Source organism: Klebsiella sp. HMSC09D12, from assembly GCF_001808475.1.
Lineage (GTDB): Bacteria > Pseudomonadota > Gammaproteobacteria > Enterobacterales > Enterobacteriaceae > Klebsiella > Klebsiella oxytoca.
Genome location: NZ_KV793408.1, coordinates 39,901 through 56,025, shown reverse-complemented (window position 1 = coordinate 56,025; position 16,125 = coordinate 39,901). Strand labels below are relative to the sequence as shown.

The 16,125-nt window shown below is 54.3% G+C and carries 15 protein-coding genes, 1 other RNA gene and 1 pseudogene; 7 read left to right on the top strand and 10 right to left on the bottom strand.

From position 1 onward, the window contains the following. The first annotated feature begins 31 nt into the window (after positions 1–31). Complete coding sequence (locus tag HMPREF3178_RS04320; protein WP_004099599.1) at positions 32–1,459, top strand: MocR-like transcription factor YczR; 1,428 nt, start codon at positions 32–34, stop codon at positions 1,457–1,459. A 133-nt stretch (positions 1,460–1,592) separates the two neighbouring features. Here HMPREF3178_RS04320 and HMPREF3178_RS04315 read toward each other — a convergent pair whose 3' ends face one another. The 3 genes from HMPREF3178_RS04315 to ffs all read right to left on the bottom strand — a co-directional run bounded on the left by HMPREF3178_RS04315 (position 1,593) and on the right by ffs (position 2,473). Further along, positions 1,593–1,808, bottom strand: a complete 216-nt coding sequence (locus tag HMPREF3178_RS04315) for a hypothetical protein (RefSeq protein WP_004099598.1) — start codon at positions 1,806–1,808, stop codon at positions 1,593–1,595. Next, positions 1,805–2,062: a hypothetical protein gene (locus HMPREF3178_RS04310; RefSeq protein ID WP_004099591.1), complete on the bottom strand. Its 258-nt coding sequence runs from the start codon at positions 2,060–2,062 to the stop codon at positions 1,805–1,807. The genes HMPREF3178_RS04315 and HMPREF3178_RS04310 overlap by 4 nt, the downstream gene beginning before the upstream one ends. A gap of 314 nt (positions 2,063–2,376) precedes the next feature. After that, positions 2,377–2,473: signal recognition particle sRNA small type (gene ffs, locus HMPREF3178_RS04305), an RNA gene on the bottom strand. Positions 2,474–2,728: 255 nt separating this feature from the next. On the opposite strand from ffs, the pseudogene HMPREF3178_RS04300 reads away from it, so the two are divergent. Further along, positions 2,729–3,134: pseudogene (locus tag HMPREF3178_RS04300) on the top strand (dTDP-glucose pyrophosphorylase). Positions 3,135–3,199: 65 nt separating this feature from the next. Further along, positions 3,200–3,511: an MGMT family protein gene (locus tag HMPREF3178_RS04295; protein ID WP_004099584.1), complete on the top strand. Its 312-nt coding sequence runs from the start codon at positions 3,200–3,202 to the stop codon at positions 3,509–3,511. A 39-nt stretch (positions 3,512–3,550) separates the two neighbouring features. On the opposite strand, the gene HMPREF3178_RS04290 is transcribed toward HMPREF3178_RS04295, so the two are convergent. Beyond that, positions 3,551–4,060: a YbaY family lipoprotein gene (locus HMPREF3178_RS04290; protein ID WP_017146487.1), complete on the bottom strand. Its 510-nt coding sequence runs from the start codon at positions 4,058–4,060 to the stop codon at positions 3,551–3,553. A 528-nt stretch (positions 4,061–4,588) separates the two neighbouring features. Here HMPREF3178_RS04290 and tesB point away from each other — a divergent pair. Continuing rightward, the gene (gene tesB / locus HMPREF3178_RS04285; RefSeq protein ID WP_017146488.1) at positions 4,589–5,464 is read left to right on the top strand and encodes an acyl-CoA thioesterase II; all 876 of its coding nucleotides are present in this window, start codon (positions 4,589–4,591) and stop codon (positions 5,462–5,464) included. Between the two features lie 43 nt (positions 5,465–5,507). Here the strand turns inward: tesB and HMPREF3178_RS04280 are convergent, their stop codons facing one another. Then, a complete protein-coding gene (locus HMPREF3178_RS04280) occupies positions 5,508–6,434 on the bottom strand; it encodes a LysR substrate-binding domain-containing protein (RefSeq protein ID WP_070585028.1) in 927 nt (308 codons plus the stop codon). 171 nt (positions 6,435–6,605) lie between these two features. Between HMPREF3178_RS04280 and HMPREF3178_RS04275 the strand changes: the two genes are divergently transcribed. Beyond that, positions 6,606–8,090 (top strand): UbiD family decarboxylase, encoded by a 1,485-nt coding sequence (locus HMPREF3178_RS04275; RefSeq protein WP_004099579.1) that lies wholly within the window; start codon positions 6,606–6,608, stop codon positions 8,088–8,090. A 108-nt stretch (positions 8,091–8,198) separates the two neighbouring features. Next, entirely contained in the window at positions 8,199–8,939 is a 741-nt protein-coding gene (locus HMPREF3178_RS04270; protein WP_017146489.1) for a DUF554 domain-containing protein, read from the top strand. Positions 8,940–8,994: 55 nt separating this feature from the next. Here HMPREF3178_RS04270 and amtB read toward each other — a convergent pair whose 3' ends face one another. The 5 genes from amtB to HMPREF3178_RS04240 form a co-directional block, all read right to left on the bottom strand. Further along, positions 8,995–10,281 (bottom strand): ammonium transporter AmtB, encoded by a 1,287-nt coding sequence (gene amtB / locus HMPREF3178_RS04265; protein WP_004099575.1) that lies wholly within the window; start codon positions 10,279–10,281, stop codon positions 8,995–8,997. Between the two features lie 33 nt (positions 10,282–10,314). Next, positions 10,315–10,653 carry a P-II family nitrogen regulator gene (gene glnK, locus HMPREF3178_RS04260; RefSeq protein ID WP_004099573.1) on the bottom strand — a complete coding sequence of 113 codons (339 nt, stop codon included), beginning with the start codon at positions 10,651–10,653 and terminating at the stop codon, positions 10,315–10,317. 243 nt (positions 10,654–10,896) lie between these two features. After that, a complete protein-coding gene (locus HMPREF3178_RS04250; RefSeq protein ID WP_004099570.1) occupies positions 10,897–12,675 on the bottom strand; it encodes a SmdB family multidrug efflux ABC transporter permease/ATP-binding protein in 1,779 nt (592 codons plus the stop codon). Continuing rightward, positions 12,668–14,440, bottom strand: coding sequence for a SmdA family multidrug ABC transporter permease/ATP-binding protein (locus HMPREF3178_RS04245; protein ID WP_017146492.1), 1,773 nt, complete (start codon positions 14,438–14,440; stop codon positions 12,668–12,670). The genes HMPREF3178_RS04250 and HMPREF3178_RS04245 overlap by 8 nt, the downstream gene beginning before the upstream one ends. Positions 14,441–14,482: 42 nt before the next feature. After that, positions 14,483–14,941, bottom strand: coding sequence for an Lrp/AsnC family transcriptional regulator (locus HMPREF3178_RS04240; protein WP_004099567.1), 459 nt, complete (start codon positions 14,939–14,941; stop codon positions 14,483–14,485). Positions 14,942–15,056: 115 nt separating this feature from the next. Here HMPREF3178_RS04240 and HMPREF3178_RS04235 point away from each other — a divergent pair, with 115 nt between their 5' ends. Further along, on the top strand, positions 15,057–16,109 hold the full coding sequence (locus HMPREF3178_RS04235) for a PLP-dependent cysteine synthase family protein (RefSeq protein WP_017146493.1): 1,053 nt from the start codon (positions 15,057–15,059) through the stop codon (positions 16,107–16,109). Positions 16,110–16,125: the final 16 nt, after the last annotated feature.

Genomic DNA, 16,125 nt, shown 5'->3' with positions numbered 1-16,125 from the left:
TTAATGGCCAGTTTTAAAAAAGTGGATTGCTATGTCATCTCGTCGCTTTGGTTCACAATCGCTGGTGCGCCTGCTCGGTCACTGGCAGGAATCCGGTTCCCGCATGCCGCTCTGGCGTCAGCTGGCGGAAGCGCTGCGCCTGCTGATTCTCGATGGCCGCCTTGCGCTGGAAACCCGTTTGCCCGGCGAACGGGAGCTGGCGGCGGCGCTGAATATCAGCCGTACTACGGTTGCCAGCGCGCTTGGACAGCTACGGGAAGAAGGCTATCTCTACAGCCGTCAGGGAAGCGGTTCGCGGATCGCTTTGCCGGAGCGGACGGTGGAGATCAAGACCAATAAACCGGACTCGCCGTCGGTCAATCTGGCCGTCGCCGCGCTCAGCGCCGGGCCTGAAATTCATCAGGCTTTCAGCCAGGCCCTGAAAATCATGCCGCAGCACTTAGCCAATACCGGTTACGATCAGCAGGGTCTGCCGCTTCTGCGTGAAGCGATCGCCCACCGCTATAGCGAACGCGGCCTGCCAACCCGAAGCGATGAAGTAATGATTGTTAACGGGGCACTTAGCGGCCTGGCATTGGTTTTGCGCTTATTTACCGGGCCCGGCGATCGGGTGGTGGTGGATGCGCCGACTTATCCTATGGCGATTAGCGCGATTCAGGGAGCATCATGCCGCCCGGTCAGCGTGGCGTTACCGCAGCAGGGATGGGACTGCGACGGTTTAGCGGCGACAATTGCCCAAACGGCGCCGCGGCTGGCATGGCTGATGCCGGACTTTCATAACCCTACCGGTCGCTGTATGGATAGCCCCACGCGCCAGCGGGTAGCAGAGATCGCCGCGCAAACCCGCACCACGCTGGTAGTAGATGAAACGATGGTCGACCTATGGTACGACGCCCCGCCGCCGCCGCCTTTAGCATCGTATAATCCTGATGCTCCGGTGATAACCATCGGCTCTGCGGGAAAAAGCTTCTGGGGCGGTTTGCGCATAGGTTGGATCCGCGCATCCTCGCGCACCATTGCATCTCTGGTTCAGGCGCGGGACTCCCTCGATCTCGGCTCCCCGCTGCTGGAGCAGCTGGCCTGCTGTTGGCTGCTGGAGAATGAGAAAATGCTGTTGCCGTCGCGGCGCGCCATGCTGGCAACCCGTCGGGATATGTGCGGCGCGCTGATGGCGGAGTATTTTCCCCACTGGCGCTTCACGCCGCCGGAAGGAGGACTCTCTTTTTGGGTTGAGTTACCCGGGATGCTGGCAACGCTGTTTTCCGTTCGCGCGGAAAGCCGGGGAATTCACATCGGAACAGGAACGCGATTTGGCCTGGCGGGCGCCTTTGACCGCTATTTACGCTTACCGTTTACGCTTGCGGATGATGAACTACGTCACGCTTTTAATATATTGCAGCCGTTATGGCATAGTCTTACGGAGCAGAAAGAGAGCTTCCGCCCACGGAAAATTATTTAATAAAATATCGACGGGCTGGAGCCAGCCCGTCAAAAGCCATCATCCGTGATGCATATGAGATGTTTTTATAAAATTGCGCTTCAAGTTTGTCTTCGTGTCGTGTCAGTCCGATGACAAAAATGAAATATTTTCATTAATGCTGTCGCGGAATCGGAAAACCTTTAAGGGAAATAATAAAACCGTCTTCATCTTTTTTAATTTTTGCGCCCGTATCACACCAGTCGGAGGCAATGCGAAAGAACTCATCACTACCGATATTCCAGTTCAGGCGTACATGCTTCACATAGCCGGAACGCAGCATGGCGCACGCTTCGCTATAGTTGCTGGCTGTAGAGAGTTGTTGTTTCATTTTTTCTTCTTCAGGAGTTTACGTAATGCTTTGATTTCTTTAGGGGTTAATGGAGATGCTTCCTCTTCGGTGTGCTGGCTATCAATATCTTCTTCCGAAACCCCCGCCTCGTCTGCTGATTCCGCTACCTGGAAGGCCAGCAGCAGCAGTTTCTCCGTAGCTGTTCCTAAATTTTCGTTATTTTCTTCCGCATACTGACGCAGCTTTTCTTTTAACTCACTATCAATTTTGACGTTCAGAACCACAGTAGTCATAGTCACGCTTCCCGTGAAATATAATCATCATATAACTAATACACGAACTTAACATGCTGATCCAGAGATATATTTTTGGCTTATATCTAACAACAGTTTCCCATCAGTAATCTGCACCTGATATATGACATTAAGATGACAATAATATTTCACTTAAATTTCAAATTTATGACGTAGTGAATTTTTAGCATAAAAAAATGGAGTTTTAGAAACGAAATAAATTCACACTTTAATTAAGGATATTAACCATGAAGGGGATATGAAGCAGCTGATTTGTGCGAATCGCGCCAGGGACACGCTGAAATGGGTGGGGGCCCTGCCAGCTACATCCCGGCACACACGTCGTCTGCTCTGGCTGCTTCCTTCCGGACCTGACCTGGTAAACAGAGTAGCGTTGCGGGAGAACCAACAGAGCCCCCATTGAGAGCGCTAGTTACCTAACGCGCTGGCGCATTATCCCTGCTGAATCCTTGAATTGCAAGCCACCGCCGATCGGGTGCTGGTTTATTGCGCAAAGTCGCGTCTCCACAGGCTTTTCACGATAAATGATCCCGCGCCCCTCAAGAGATTGCGAGCATACTCTCAGCAAAAACTCCTTCCGGCAGCCATAATGTGGATTATTCACCGCCCCTTTTATCATCAAGGCACTATCTCAACGGAATATGAATGAGTGAATCACCGCGTTCATCACCACCCTGACAATGCCGCCCATTCCTGAAGTGTCTGTGCCCTTCCACGGTTTACATTTTTTGCGTCCGGGACTGCTCATTGATTTTGTCACGATTAGCGCTAATCAGCTGCTGGCCGTCCCCCCGGTTGCGCTGCTCTACTCAACCGTTGGCGTCCTTCAGCACGCTGAATTACGTAAACTTCCCATCGAAGCCAGCGGTCTCGTGGTGTATCCGATATCACCCCTTAAGCTCCCGGCCATGCGCGCCAAACTGATGATTAACGCCCAGTCTGAACGCCCGAAGTTTCTTGAAGCCCTGCTAACCATACGCCGCATGAAAATGTTCATGGTATGCAGGTGCTGGGTCTGACGCTGGAATTCACCGTAGTAAACCCGGCTTAATCCACCCGCTGTACAGCCCATGATGTAACGCTTATTCTGAACTTTTACCGGCAACAGGACCTTCCATGGATTCTCACGATACTTTTCCGCAGCGCGTCTGGCAAATTGTCGCCTCAATACCAGAAGGATGCGTGGCGACCTACGGCGACGTTGCTCAGCTGGCGGGTTCACCGCGCGCGGCGCGTCAGGTTGGTGGGGTATTAAAACGTCTGCCGGAAGGTTCCACTCTCCCCTGGCATAGGGTGGTCAACCGTCACGGCGATATCTCTCTCACCGGGCCGGACCTGCAGCGTCAACGCCAGGCGCTATTAGCGGAGGGAGTCCAGGTGTCAGGCAGTGGGCATATTGATCTACAGCACTACCGCTGGATTTATTGAAGACAAAAAAATGCCCCTGGGAAGGGGCATGATGTGGAGTTACTGCACGGGCGGAACGTTGTTGTTCGCCACCGGTACCGCCGTTTGTTGGACCGGCACCAGCACCAGATCGGCACGGTTGCCGCCCTGGTTAATCACCGTCTGTACGGTATCGGTAATGAACATCAGCTGACCGTTAACGGTAATCGCCGCGCTGAGAAGAATGCGGGCATTAGGCTGGATTTGCGCCTGGTTATAGGGCAGAACAAAATTAAACGGCGCCTGCTTCCCTTCGGTCCTGACCGCTTTTTGCGCCAGCACATGCGCCGGCGCATCGGCCAGCGACGCATCCGACAGAGTTAGGGTCAATACTGCGTCCGGCGGTAACGCCACGCGCTGGCGAATATTGATAGTCCCGGATACGTTAGGCTGCTGCTGCGAGGAGCTTAGTGAAGCAATGCCATAAGGATCGGGCGCCGCCTGGTTCGCTGCATTGCTGTTGTGATTATTCGCACAGGCAGACAACGTAGCCGCTACGGCTATAGCACTTAACATATAGGCAAATTTCATTCTTTTCTCCTTTCATCCCTTTGAGCATGTTCGACCGCAATGCAATGCGGCGAAACATTTTCACCATGAATAAGTGTGGCACAGTTCTCAATTTTCGCCCGGAAAAGCGCCATATTCAGATTATTACTGCCTGCAACGTCCCGGCAGCAAAAGTGATACGGTGAGCATAATGCCGCTTTCTGGGGATCCTCTGTCGGCCGAAACAGGGGTTATTACCATCCGCCGGAAGCAGCTAAAAGCAAATGAATCATCTCGTCTGGCGCGTAGCCTCGGCTCACAAGAGTGAAGATGGCGCCTCTTCCCCGTTTACGGGTTGGCCGCCACGAAAGCTCGCGCGGGGTTCTGAAACCAACAGGCGATGAATAGTTGCAACCATCCATAACTAACAATCCCGCAGCCTGGGAGATTTACGTCGGAAAAAACGTCCCTATTCAGTTTATTGCACCCATCGGACCACTTACGATTCCAGGTTATACTTTGCCTCAATAACGCGCTGCGCAAGGCAGTCATCATTGATTGAGGGTAATTATGAGTCAGGCATTAAACAATCTGCTGGCATTGTTAAATCTGGAAAAAATCGAAGAGGGATTGTTCCGCGGGCAGAGCGAGGATCTGGGATTACGTCAGGTCTTTGGCGGCCAGGTGGTCGGTCAGGCACTATATGCGGCAAAGGAGACCGTCCCCGCAGAACGCCTGATCCATTCGTTTCACAGCTACTTCCTGCGTCCCGGCGACAGCCAGAAACCCATCATCTATGATGTTGAAGTCCTGCGTGACGGCAATAGCTTCAGCGCCCGCCGGGTGGCGGCGATTCAGAACGGGAAGCCGATTTTCTACATGACCGCCTCATTTCAGGCGCCAGAACCCGGCTACGAACATCAGAAAACCATGCCAGCAGCCCCCGCGCCGGATGCGCTGCCCTCTGAAACGGACATTGCCCGCAAGCTGGCCCATCTGCTGCCGCCGCAGGTCAAAGAGAAATTTCTTTGCGATAAGCCGCTGGAGATTCGCCCGGTTGAATTCCACAACCCGCTGAAAGGTCACGTTGCAGAACCGACGCGTCAGGTCTGGATCCGCGCCAACGGCGCTGTACCGGAAGATCTGCGCATCCATCAGTCTCTGCTGGGCTACGCTTCTGACTTCAATTTCCTTCCCGTTGCGCTGCAGCCGCACGGCGTCGGTTTTCTGGAACCGGGAATGCAGGTGGCCACCATCGATCACTCAATGTGGTTCCATCGCCCGTTCAACATCAACGACTGGTTGCTTTACAGCGTAGAAAGCACCTCCGCCTCCAGCGCGCGCGGTTTTGTCCGCGGCGAGTTCTATACGCAGGACGGTACGCTGGTAGCGTCGACAGTACAGGAAGGCGTCATGCGTAACCGAAGCCTTTTCCCTGCAAAATAGGCGCTTACGCCGGTAAGCGCCAGGCTTAGCGTAAACCGCCAGCTTACTGGCCCGCCGCACATTGCGCTGACTGGTGCTGCTGGCGGCCGGTAAGGTCCCGGGTATAGTTTATAAAACCGCGTAAAAGGTTATTTTGAGTATGCCGCCGCCAGCACAAGGTTAAGGTGGTCGTTGCATACGCTTCTTCCAGCAGACAGTAGCTTACGTCCGACATGAGTACAGAGCTCTGCGTTTCAGGCACCAGCGCAACGCCCATGCCCATTGACACTAAACCGATAGCTACCGATACATCACGCGTATACTGAATTTTCTGAGGAGTGAACCCGGCCTCCCGGCAGGCGCTAACCGCCGACCAGCCTAACCCTACGCCGTAGGGATCCTTTTGCACAAAAAATTGCTCTTCGCGCAGCGATGCCAGAGAAATTTTTCGGCGATTGCCCAGTTCATGATTACGCGGCAAGACGGCAATAAGTGAACGAGTAGCGATATTCATATATTCCAGCTGTTCATATTGCGGTATCGGTGAGCGAACAAAAGCAATATCCAACCGTTTATCCAATAATAATGTTAATAAATCATGTGCGTTATGTTCTTCAATTATCAGATCGGTCTCGGGTTTCTTATATCGGTAATTTTTTATTAACAAGGTTAATGCCGGATCGAGAATAGATGAGCCAACATAACCCACTTTTAACTGTCCTTGATGCCCGCGACGCAAACTGTTTACACTTTCAAGAAACCTGTCGCAGTGGCCCAGAATAATCCGCGCTTCGTCAAGCAAAAATAGTCCCTCCGCGGTCAGTGAAACATGCCGCCGATCGCGAACAAACAGCATTATGCCGAGCGCGTTCTCAAAGTTTTTAATCTGCTGCGTGAGCGCAGGCTGCGTCACGTTCAGCCTCAACGCCGCCTGCCCAAAATGCAGCTCTTCAGCCAGAACCACAAAGGCATGTAGTTGCCGATAATCCATAGCGTCCTCCTTGAAGTCACTAATAATAGATCCTTATTAAAACAATGGGTAATGTTATTGGACTCTTATTTCTATTTATCGAAAATTAAACCTGTCACGATGATTAAAAATCAGGGACGGCGCTATATAGCCGCCGCTATCATCGTTTAGTAATACTTAAAGGAGAATTTAATGGTTAAGGAACAGCAAAAAGTGACCGATCTGCGTTCCGCATTGGCTGTATTAAGCCACTACGATGATGAACTGATCTATACCGATGAACCCGTTGATCCAATCGCAGAATTATCTGGCGTATATCGCTACGTCGGCGCACATGGCACCGTTCAGCGCCCCACACGAGTTGGCCCGGCCATGATTTTTAACAAAGTCAAAGGATACGATGATGTCAAAGTCTTGATCGGCTTGCTTTGCTCGCGCAAGCGCGTCGCCCGCCTTTTTGGCACCACGCCTGAAAACCTGGCTTTTATGCTTAAAGATTCCGTCGCCAATCCTATTGCGCCGATTGTTATTCCACGCGACCAGGCCGTATGTCAGGAAGTTATCCACCTGGCGACCGATCCTGACTTTGATATCCTGAAAATCTTGCCCGCGCCAACCAATACCCCGGAAGATGCTGGCCCGTACTTTACGCTGGGCATGTGCTACGCCGCCGATCCAGAAACTGGCGAGCACGACGTCACGATCCATCGCTTGTGCGTCCAGAGCAAAGATGAAATCTCAATGTATTTCGTTCCGGGACGCCACCTTGATACTTTTCGCCAGAAAGCGGAAGCCGCCGGAAAAGCCCTGCCTATCTCCATTAGTATTGGCGTCGATCCGGCAATTGAAATCGGAGCCTGCTTCGAGCCCCCGACAACGCCTTTAGGTTTTGACGAGCTATCAATTGCCGGTAGCTTGCGCAACCAGGCGGTAGAACTCACCGATTGTGTCAGCGTGAATGCGCTGGCTATCGCTAATGCCGAAGTCGTCATCGAAGGCGAGCTCTTGCCTGACGTGAGGGTCCGTGAAGATCAGAACACTGATACAGGTAAAGCCATGCCAGAGTTTCCTGGCTATACCGGCAGCGCCCAGGCGCAGGTGCCGGTCATCAAAGTCAAAGCCATTACTCATCGCCGTCATCCAATCCTGCAAACCTGCATCGGGCCAAGCGATGAGCACACCAATCTGGCCGGTATCCCAACGGAAGCCAGTATTTTACAAATGGTTGAAAAGGCACTGCCCGGCTTCGTGCAGAACGTTCATTGCCCCTCGCCGGGCACGGGCAAGTATCTCGCCGTTTTACAGGTAAAAAAACGCGGACCAGCAGATGAGGGCAGGCAGCGTCAAGCCGCACTTCTCGCATTTTCAGCTTTCTCAGAATTGAAGCATGTCATGTTGGTTGATGAGGATGTTGATGTATTTGATATTAACGATGTGATGTGGGCAATGACAACGCGTTACCAGGGGGATGTCAGTACTATTTTTATTCCCGGAGTACGCTGTCACCCGCTCGATCCTTCATCCGACCCAGCATTCAGCCCGTCAATACTCGGCCACGGAATCGCCTGTAAAACAATTTTTGACTGTACCGTTCCCTGGAACCTGAAAGAGAATTTTCAGCGCAGCAAATTCCTTGAAGTGGATGTCAATCGCTTTATTCCCGGCTTCAAAAAATAGTCGCTCACTTTTGGCAGGTTCGCAATCCGCAAAACCTGCCGGAAAGTGAGTGCGTTTGCGGTCCGACAACAGCAAGCGATATTTCGCAAATACTAACAAGGAAAAACAATGATAGGGCCAATCATTAACTCTACTTCAACGCTTATCGGCGGGATCGTCGGCGGCTTAATTGGGGATCGATTAAGTGATAAATTCCGTACCGCGCTGCCTCTGACTTTTGGCGCAGCCTCCATGGGAATGGGGATTACGGTTATTATCAAATTATATGCGCTACCCGTTGTTGTCGCCTCGTTACTCTTCGGCGCAATTATCGGTGAAATATTTTCTATCGAGAAAAACATTGGCCGTGGCGCATCAAAACTACGTTTTATCATTGATAAAATTGCCCCGCAGAAAAGCGGCAGCACGTTATCGCAAGAGGAGTATCTCGACAAATTCGTTGGAATTCTGGTGCTCTTCGTGGCTTCGGGAACGGGCATCTTTGGCGCTATGCAGGAAGGAATAACCGGCGACATATCGATACTGTTAACTAAATCATTTCTCGATATCCTGACCGCCGGTATTTTTGCCACCCTGCTTGGTCTTTCGGTCGCCACTATCGCGATCCCGCAATTTATCGTCCAAATGATTCTGCTCTTTATCGGGCAATCAATAATGCCAATGCTAACGCCTGATATGGTTGCTGATTTCTCCGGGTTAGGCGGATTTATTATGTTTGTGACGGGTTTGAGAATTTGCGGTATTAAATCATTCCCGGTCGCCAATTTACTGCCAGGTCTGATCATCGTCATGCCCCTCTCCTGGCTTTGGGTCTCAACGCTATTGCCCTGGATCCAATCGATTAGCTAACCATGCAAAAAGCGGAGCCTGGCTCCGCTTTTACGATTAACAAGGTAACGATGAATCAGGCGTTGTAGGCGTTTTCGCCGTGGCTGTTGACGTCCAGACCTTCACGCTCTTGATCTTCCGGTACGCGCAGGCCAACGGTCATATCGGCGACTTTGTAACCAATAAAGGCGACCACGCCGGACCAGACGATGGTGATACCGATACTTTCCAGCTGTACCAGAACCTGGTGGCCCATGGTCACGCCTTCCGCATAACCGACGCCGCCCAGAGAAGTCGCGGCGAAGATACCGGTCAGGATGCATCCGACGATACCGCAGACACCGTGGACGCCAAACACATCGCACGGGTCATCAACGCGCAGCCAGCGCTTCAGTACGGTGACACCCCACAGACCCGCCAGACCCGCGGCAATTCCCACGATCAGAGACCCGCCGACGCCGATGTAACCACAGGCCGGAGTGATGCCGACCAGACCGGCAATCGCCCCTGAACAGGCGCCCAGCAGCGACGGCTTGCCGCGGGTTGCCCACTCGCCGAAGGTCCACGCCAGGATAGCCGCCGCTGTGGCAACCACGGTGTTAACGAAAGCCAGACCGGCAATTTCGTTCGCCGCGCTGGCTGAACCCGCGTTAAAGCCAAACCAGCCAACGTAGAGGATAGCGGTGCCGGTGAATACCATCGGCAGATTATGCGGTTTGAACGCTTCTTTACCAAAGCCCACGCGTTTACCCATCATATAAGCGCCCACCAGCCCGGCAACCGCGGCGTTAATGTGTACAACCGTTCCGCCGGCGAAATCAAGCGCGCCGTGGGTAGCCAGCAGACCACCGCCCCATACCATATGGGCGATCGGGATATAAGAAAGCGTCATCCACACCACAACAAAAATCAGTACCGCAGAGAAACGAATACGTTCCGCCAGCGCGCCGACGATCAGGCCGACGGTGATACAGGCAAACGAGCCCTGGAAAGCAACGTGGATGTATTGATAGAAGCTGCCCATCAGCGCTTTCAGCTCAATATTCTTCAGCAGCACCCAGTCGAAGTTGCCGAAGAAGCTGCCGCCGGTACCGAAAGCCAGCGTGTAGCCATAAACCACCCACAGCACGCAGACCAGTGCAAAGGTGACGATAACCTGCGTCAGCATGGAAAGAACGTTTTTACCGCGGATTAGCCCGCCGTAGAACAGCGCGATGCCCGGAATGGTCATAAACAGCACCAGCGCGGTGCAAATCATCATAAAGGCGTTGTCGGCTTTATCCGCTACCGCCGGTGCGGCCATCGCCAGCCCCGGAAGAAGAGCCAGCGCTCCCAGACCTGTCTTCATTGTTGCTATCTTCATTGTTTCGTTCCCCATCACTGTGTGGTCTGAAAGTTACAGTGCCGCTTCGTCAGATTCGCCGGTACGGATGCGAATGACGCGCTGCAGCTCGGCGACAAAAATTTTGCCGTCGCCAATCTTTCCGGTGTAAGCCGCTTTACTGATGACATCGACGACTTCATCCAGCTGATCGTCGGCAATCGCGACGTCAATCTTCACTTTCGGCAGAAAATTGACGCTATATTCGGCGCCGCGATAGAGCTCCGCGTGGCCTTTCTGACGGCCGAACCCTTTAACCTCAGTGACCGTCAGGCCCTGAATCCCCATTGAAGATAATGCTTCACGCACGTCTTCCAGTTTGAATGGTTTGATTACCACGGTAACCAGCTTCATAAGTCCCCTCCAGTCAGAATTCGGTAATGGCCGCAGCTAACACGAATCTAATAAAGCAAGGGCTATGCCAGAAATGAAAAAGGGCCGCCAGGCGGCCCTTTTTGAGGAGGAAAAAGAAGAATCTGGCGGAAACGAAGCGGCAAAACGCCGCTTTAGCCTTAAATTGCACCATTTCAGTGCGCGTACTGTGACGTTTTTGCACCACCGGAAACCGCAAAGCAGAAGCTGCCTGTTTATGGTGCATCAGGCGATAAGCGACTCTTCCTGCGAGCTGGCGGCCAGTTCTTCGCCCGCCAGCTGCAGCTGATACATCTGCCAGTAGCGGCCTTTGGCCGCCAGCAGCTGCTGATGATTGCCGCGCTCGACGGCCTGACCCCGATGCAGCACCAGGATCGTGTCAGCCTCAACGATAGTCGATAAGCGGTGCGCAATGACCACCAGCGTCGTATGCTCGCGCACCCGTACAAGCGCCTGCTGAATCGCCTGCTCGGTGCCAGAATCAATATTAGCCGTCGCCTCATCAAGTATCAGCACCTGCGGCGTATCGACAAGCACCCTCGCCAGCGCAAGCAACTGTTTCTGCCCAACGGAGAGATTGTTCCCCTGCTCGCCCAACTGAGTATAAATACCGTTTTCCATTTCACGGGCCAGCTCCGCCAGCTGTACCGCCTCCAGCGCCTCCCAGACCTGCTCTTCGCTGATGTCGCGACCGAGGGTAACGTTGGCATAGAAGGTGTCAGCCAGCACCACCGGATCCTGCTGCACCATCGCAATCCCCTGACGCAGCGCGCTGTGGCTTAAGGACGACAGCGGACGACCATCGATGCGAATCTCTCCCTGAGTTAACGGGTAGTAGCCCATCATCAGGCTGGCCAGGGTGCTTTTACCGCTCCCGGTATGGCCGACCAGCGCCACAAAGCTGCGCGACGGTATGTCGAGATTGATATCCTGCAACACCAGGCTATCGTCGCGGTAGGCAAAAGAGAGATGCTCGATAGTAATCGAGCCGCTGCGCAACGGTTCGCTATCGTCGCCCCACGCCTGACGCGGTTTGTCCATCAGTTCGAAAACGCGCTCGCCCGCGACGACCGCCTGCTGCAGCATTGATTGCTGGGTCGTCAGTTCGATCAGCGGCTCGTTTAGTCGTCCAAGATAGCTAATAAAAGCGTACAGAACCCCAACCTCAATCGTTCCGCTGCTGCTGAAACCAAACAGCATCAACAGACCGCAGAGAATTAACGAAGAGAACAGGCTCAGCAGCGGGCGCAGCAGGAAACCATCAAGGCGCAGAGTTTGCATACGCGCCAGATAGTGCGCGTAGCTGGCCTCGCGCATCCGTTCGCCGAACCGCGCCTGCTGACGGAACTGCTGAATAACGCCCATTCCGTTAATCACTTCATTAAAACCGTCGTTGATATCCGCCAGCCACGCGCGAACCCGCCTGACGATGGGCGTACTGTAGCGTTGATAAATCATCATCACGATCAGTACTGCCGGGAAAATAGCGATAGCCACCAGCGCCATTCGCCAGTCAAGGCTGAACATCGCCACCAGCATCGCGCCAATCAAAGCCGCGCTACGCAGGACGGTAGCCACGACGGTCACATAGAGATCGCGAATCACTTCGGTATCGTTGGTCACCCGCGAGATGAGCTGCCCGACCGGCTGGGTATCAAACTCGCTGAGCGGCTGACGCAGGGCGGCGTCCATGACGTCGCTGCGAAGCTGTTGCACCACGCCCACCGCCGCGCGGTTAAACAGCAGCGCCTGGCAGTAATGCAGACCCGCGGCGAGGAGTTGCAGGCCGATGTAGGCTGCGGCCAGGCCGCAGACCAGCTTCAACGGCAGCGAGTTCTTCGCTACCATATTGTCGATAAAGTAGCTGATCAGCAGCGGGCCGCTCACCTCCGCCACCGCCGCGACCCACATGATAGCAACCGCTATCGTTAACGGTTTACGCCACGGAGAGCCGTAGGCCAGCAGGCGCTTTAATGTCGGCCAGAGTTCAGTAAAACTACGCACCGGCGACCTCCTCATCTTCCAGCGGAACATCATCCAGCGCCGCTTCCAGCTGCTGATAACGGTACATATCGCGATACCAGCCCGGCTGCGTCGCCAGCGCCTCATGACGACCGCGCTGGGCAACATGCCCATGCTGCATTACCAGAATTTCGCTGGCCTCGGTCAACGCCGACAGGCGATGAGCGCTGATAATTACCGTCCGCCCCTCACCCCACTGGCGCAGGTTGTGCAATATCTGATGCTCCGTTCGACCATCCACCGCCGACAGCGCATCATCCAGGATCAGGATCTCCGCCTCCAGCAGCAGCGCGCGGGCGATGGAAATACGCTGTTTTTGCCCCCCGGAAAGCATAACGCCGCGCTCGCCGACTTCGGTGTTATACCCCTGCGGCAGGCGCAGGATATCCTCATGCACGCTGGCGAGCCGGGCAACGCGTTCGATTTGCTCCTGCGTGGCGTCCGGTTTACCGAGAGCAATATTGCTGGCGACGGTATCGGAGAACAGGAACGGCGTCTGATTGACTACCGCCAGCCTGGCGCGCCAGCTATCCAGCTGCAGTCGGGTCAGGGGAACGTCATGAAAGCGGATATCGCCATCGGTAACGTCAAAATGACGCTGAATCAGTGCCAGAATCGTACTCTTACCGGAGCCGGTTGGGCCGCAAATTCCCAGCATTTGCCCGGGCTGGAGCGTAAAGTTAACTTTTTCCAGCGAGGCCTTGTTCGCCTGCGGATAGATAAACTCGCGCACGGCGACGCTAAGCGTACCGCGCCCTTCCGGCGTCGGCTCGCTGCCGTCGTTCACTACCGGCGCCTCCTCCAGCATGGTGCGAATACGCGCGTAGGCCGCGCTGCCGCGCTCCACGATGTTAAACATCCATGCCAGAGCCAGCATTGGCCAGATCATCAGGCCGAGGTACATCACAAAGCTGGTGAGCTGACCCAGGGTCAGGCTGCCCTGGATCACCATCCAGCTGCCGCCGCCGATGGCCAGCAAGTTAGCGGTCCCGATAGCGATATAAATCGTCGGATCGAAGCGAGCATCAATGCGCGCCACGCGCATATTTTTCGCCCCGGTATCCGCAGCGTCGGCAGCAAACTGCGCCGACTGTCGGTCTTCAAGACCAAAAGCTTTGATCATGCGAATGCTGGTCAGGCTTTCCTGGGTGCGGTCATTGAGGCTGGAGAAGGCCGCCTGAGCGACGCGAAAACGCTCGTGTAATGCATCGCCGTTACGCTTAATCGCCAGCGCCATCAGCGGCATCGGCAGCAGCGCCAGCAGAGTGAGCTGCCAGCTGATTTGCGTCGACATCACAATCAGCACCGCGCAGCCCATCACCAGTGAATCCACCAGCGTCAGCACCCCCTCACCGGCGGCGAACACCACCCGATCCACGTCGTTGGTTGCGCGAGCGATGAGATCGCCGGTACGGTGGCGCAGGTAAAAGGCCGGATGCTGGCGGCTGAGCTGGCGATAGAAATCCTCACGTAGCTCGACGGCCAGCTGATACGATGCGCCGAACAACAGCACGCGCCAGACATAGCGCAACAGATAGACCATCACCGCAATAACGACCAGCAGGCCAATCCACATCCACACCTTTTCCGCGGTGTAATGTTGTTTTGTTACGCCGTCAACCACGATGCCCACCACTTTCGGCGGCACCAGTTGCAGGATGGCAATAATAATCAGCAGAGCAATAGCGCCGAGGTAACGGCGCCACTCCCGGCGGAAATACCAGCTAAGTTGGGCAAATAATCGCAAGCAGTTAAATCCTGAGTGTGTAATTCGTAGCGGCTGCTGCCGTTAATCAATAGGCAAGGCTGTAGTGTATTTTATCTGTTCCATGGCAAAACTCGAAGTGACATCCGAGAGTCCCGGCACGCTGTTAACCAGACGTTTATAAAAATCATCATAGTTCTTCATATCCGCCACCTGGACCCGCAGCAGATAGTCATACTCGCCGGCCATACGCCAGAAGCCGAGGACTTCCGCCATCTGCGAGACCTCGCTGACAAAGCGGCAATACCAGTCGCTACTGTGGTGCTGAGTCTTAATCAGTACAAACGCCGTCAGCCCAAGCCCGACCTTTTCCGCATCCAGCAGCGCGACGCGCCCGCGAAGAATACCTTCGTCTTCCAGCCGCTTCAGCCGCTTCCAGCAGGGCGTGGTAGTCAGATTAACGGCATCGGCCAATGCCTGCAAAGAGAGGGTGCAGTCGGTTTGCAGTAAAGAAAGCAGCTTACGATCAATTTTATCTAACATTGGGCGCCTCAGGAGAAAAATTTACTCCTTTTATTGTAATTGAAAGGCTAAATGGCAACAATTTTTCCTTCGATTTCCGCTAAGCTGGGCACAAAATGACAAACAGGAATTTGAGATGAACAGCGCCTGGGTAAAACACGCGATTAGTGAAATTAATGCCGATTATCAGCGTTCCGCCGACACGCACCTTATACGTCTGGCGCTGCCGGCGTTCCCTGGGATCCAACTCTATCTGAAGGATGAAAGCACCCATCCAACCGGTAGCCTGAAGCATCGCCTGGCCCGCTCGCTGTTTCTGTATGGCTTGTGCAACGGCTGGATTAAAGAAGGAACGACGATTATCGAATCCTCTTCCGGTTCGACCGCCGTCTCTGAAGCTTACTTCGCTCGTCTCTTAGGCCTGTCGTTTATCGCCGTGATGCCTTCCTGTACGGCAAAGCGTAAAATTGAACAAATTGAGTTTTACGGCGGTCGCTGCCATTTCGTCGACAGCGCCTGTGAAATCTATGCCGCCTCCGAAACGCTGGCGCGCGAGCTGAACGGTCATTATATGGATCAGTTTACCTTTGCCGAACGGGCTACCGACTGGCGAGGGAATAATAATATCGCCGACAGTATCTTCCGTCAGATGAGCCATGAGCCGCATCCGCAGCCGTCGTATATTGTGATGAGCGCGGGCACCGGCGGTACCTCTGCGACTATCGGACGCTATATTCGCAGTCAGGGTTACGATACGCAGCTGCTGGTGGTTGATCCGCAAAACTCCGTGTTTTTGGACTACTGGCAAAGCCGCGACGCCAGCCTGCGCAGCCCGGTCGGCAGTAAAATTGAGGGCATTGGCCGGCCGCGTGTCGAACCATCGTTTATTCCCGACGTGGTCGATGAGATGCTGCGGGTACCGGATGCCGCCAGCATCGCCACCGCGCTATGGCTGGAAACGCTGCTTGGGCGCAAGGTCGGCGCCTCAACCGGCACCAACATGTGGGGCGTACTGCAGCTGGCCGTACGGATGCGCGAAGAGGGACGCACCGGCTCTATCGTCACGCTGCTGTGCGACAGCGGCGAACGTTATCTGGAAAGCTACTACAACCCGCAGTGGGTGGCGGCCAATATCGGCGACGTCTCTCCCTGGCAGGCGCAAATTGCGCAAATGCTGCAGGCAAAATAAAAAAAGCCAGATATCA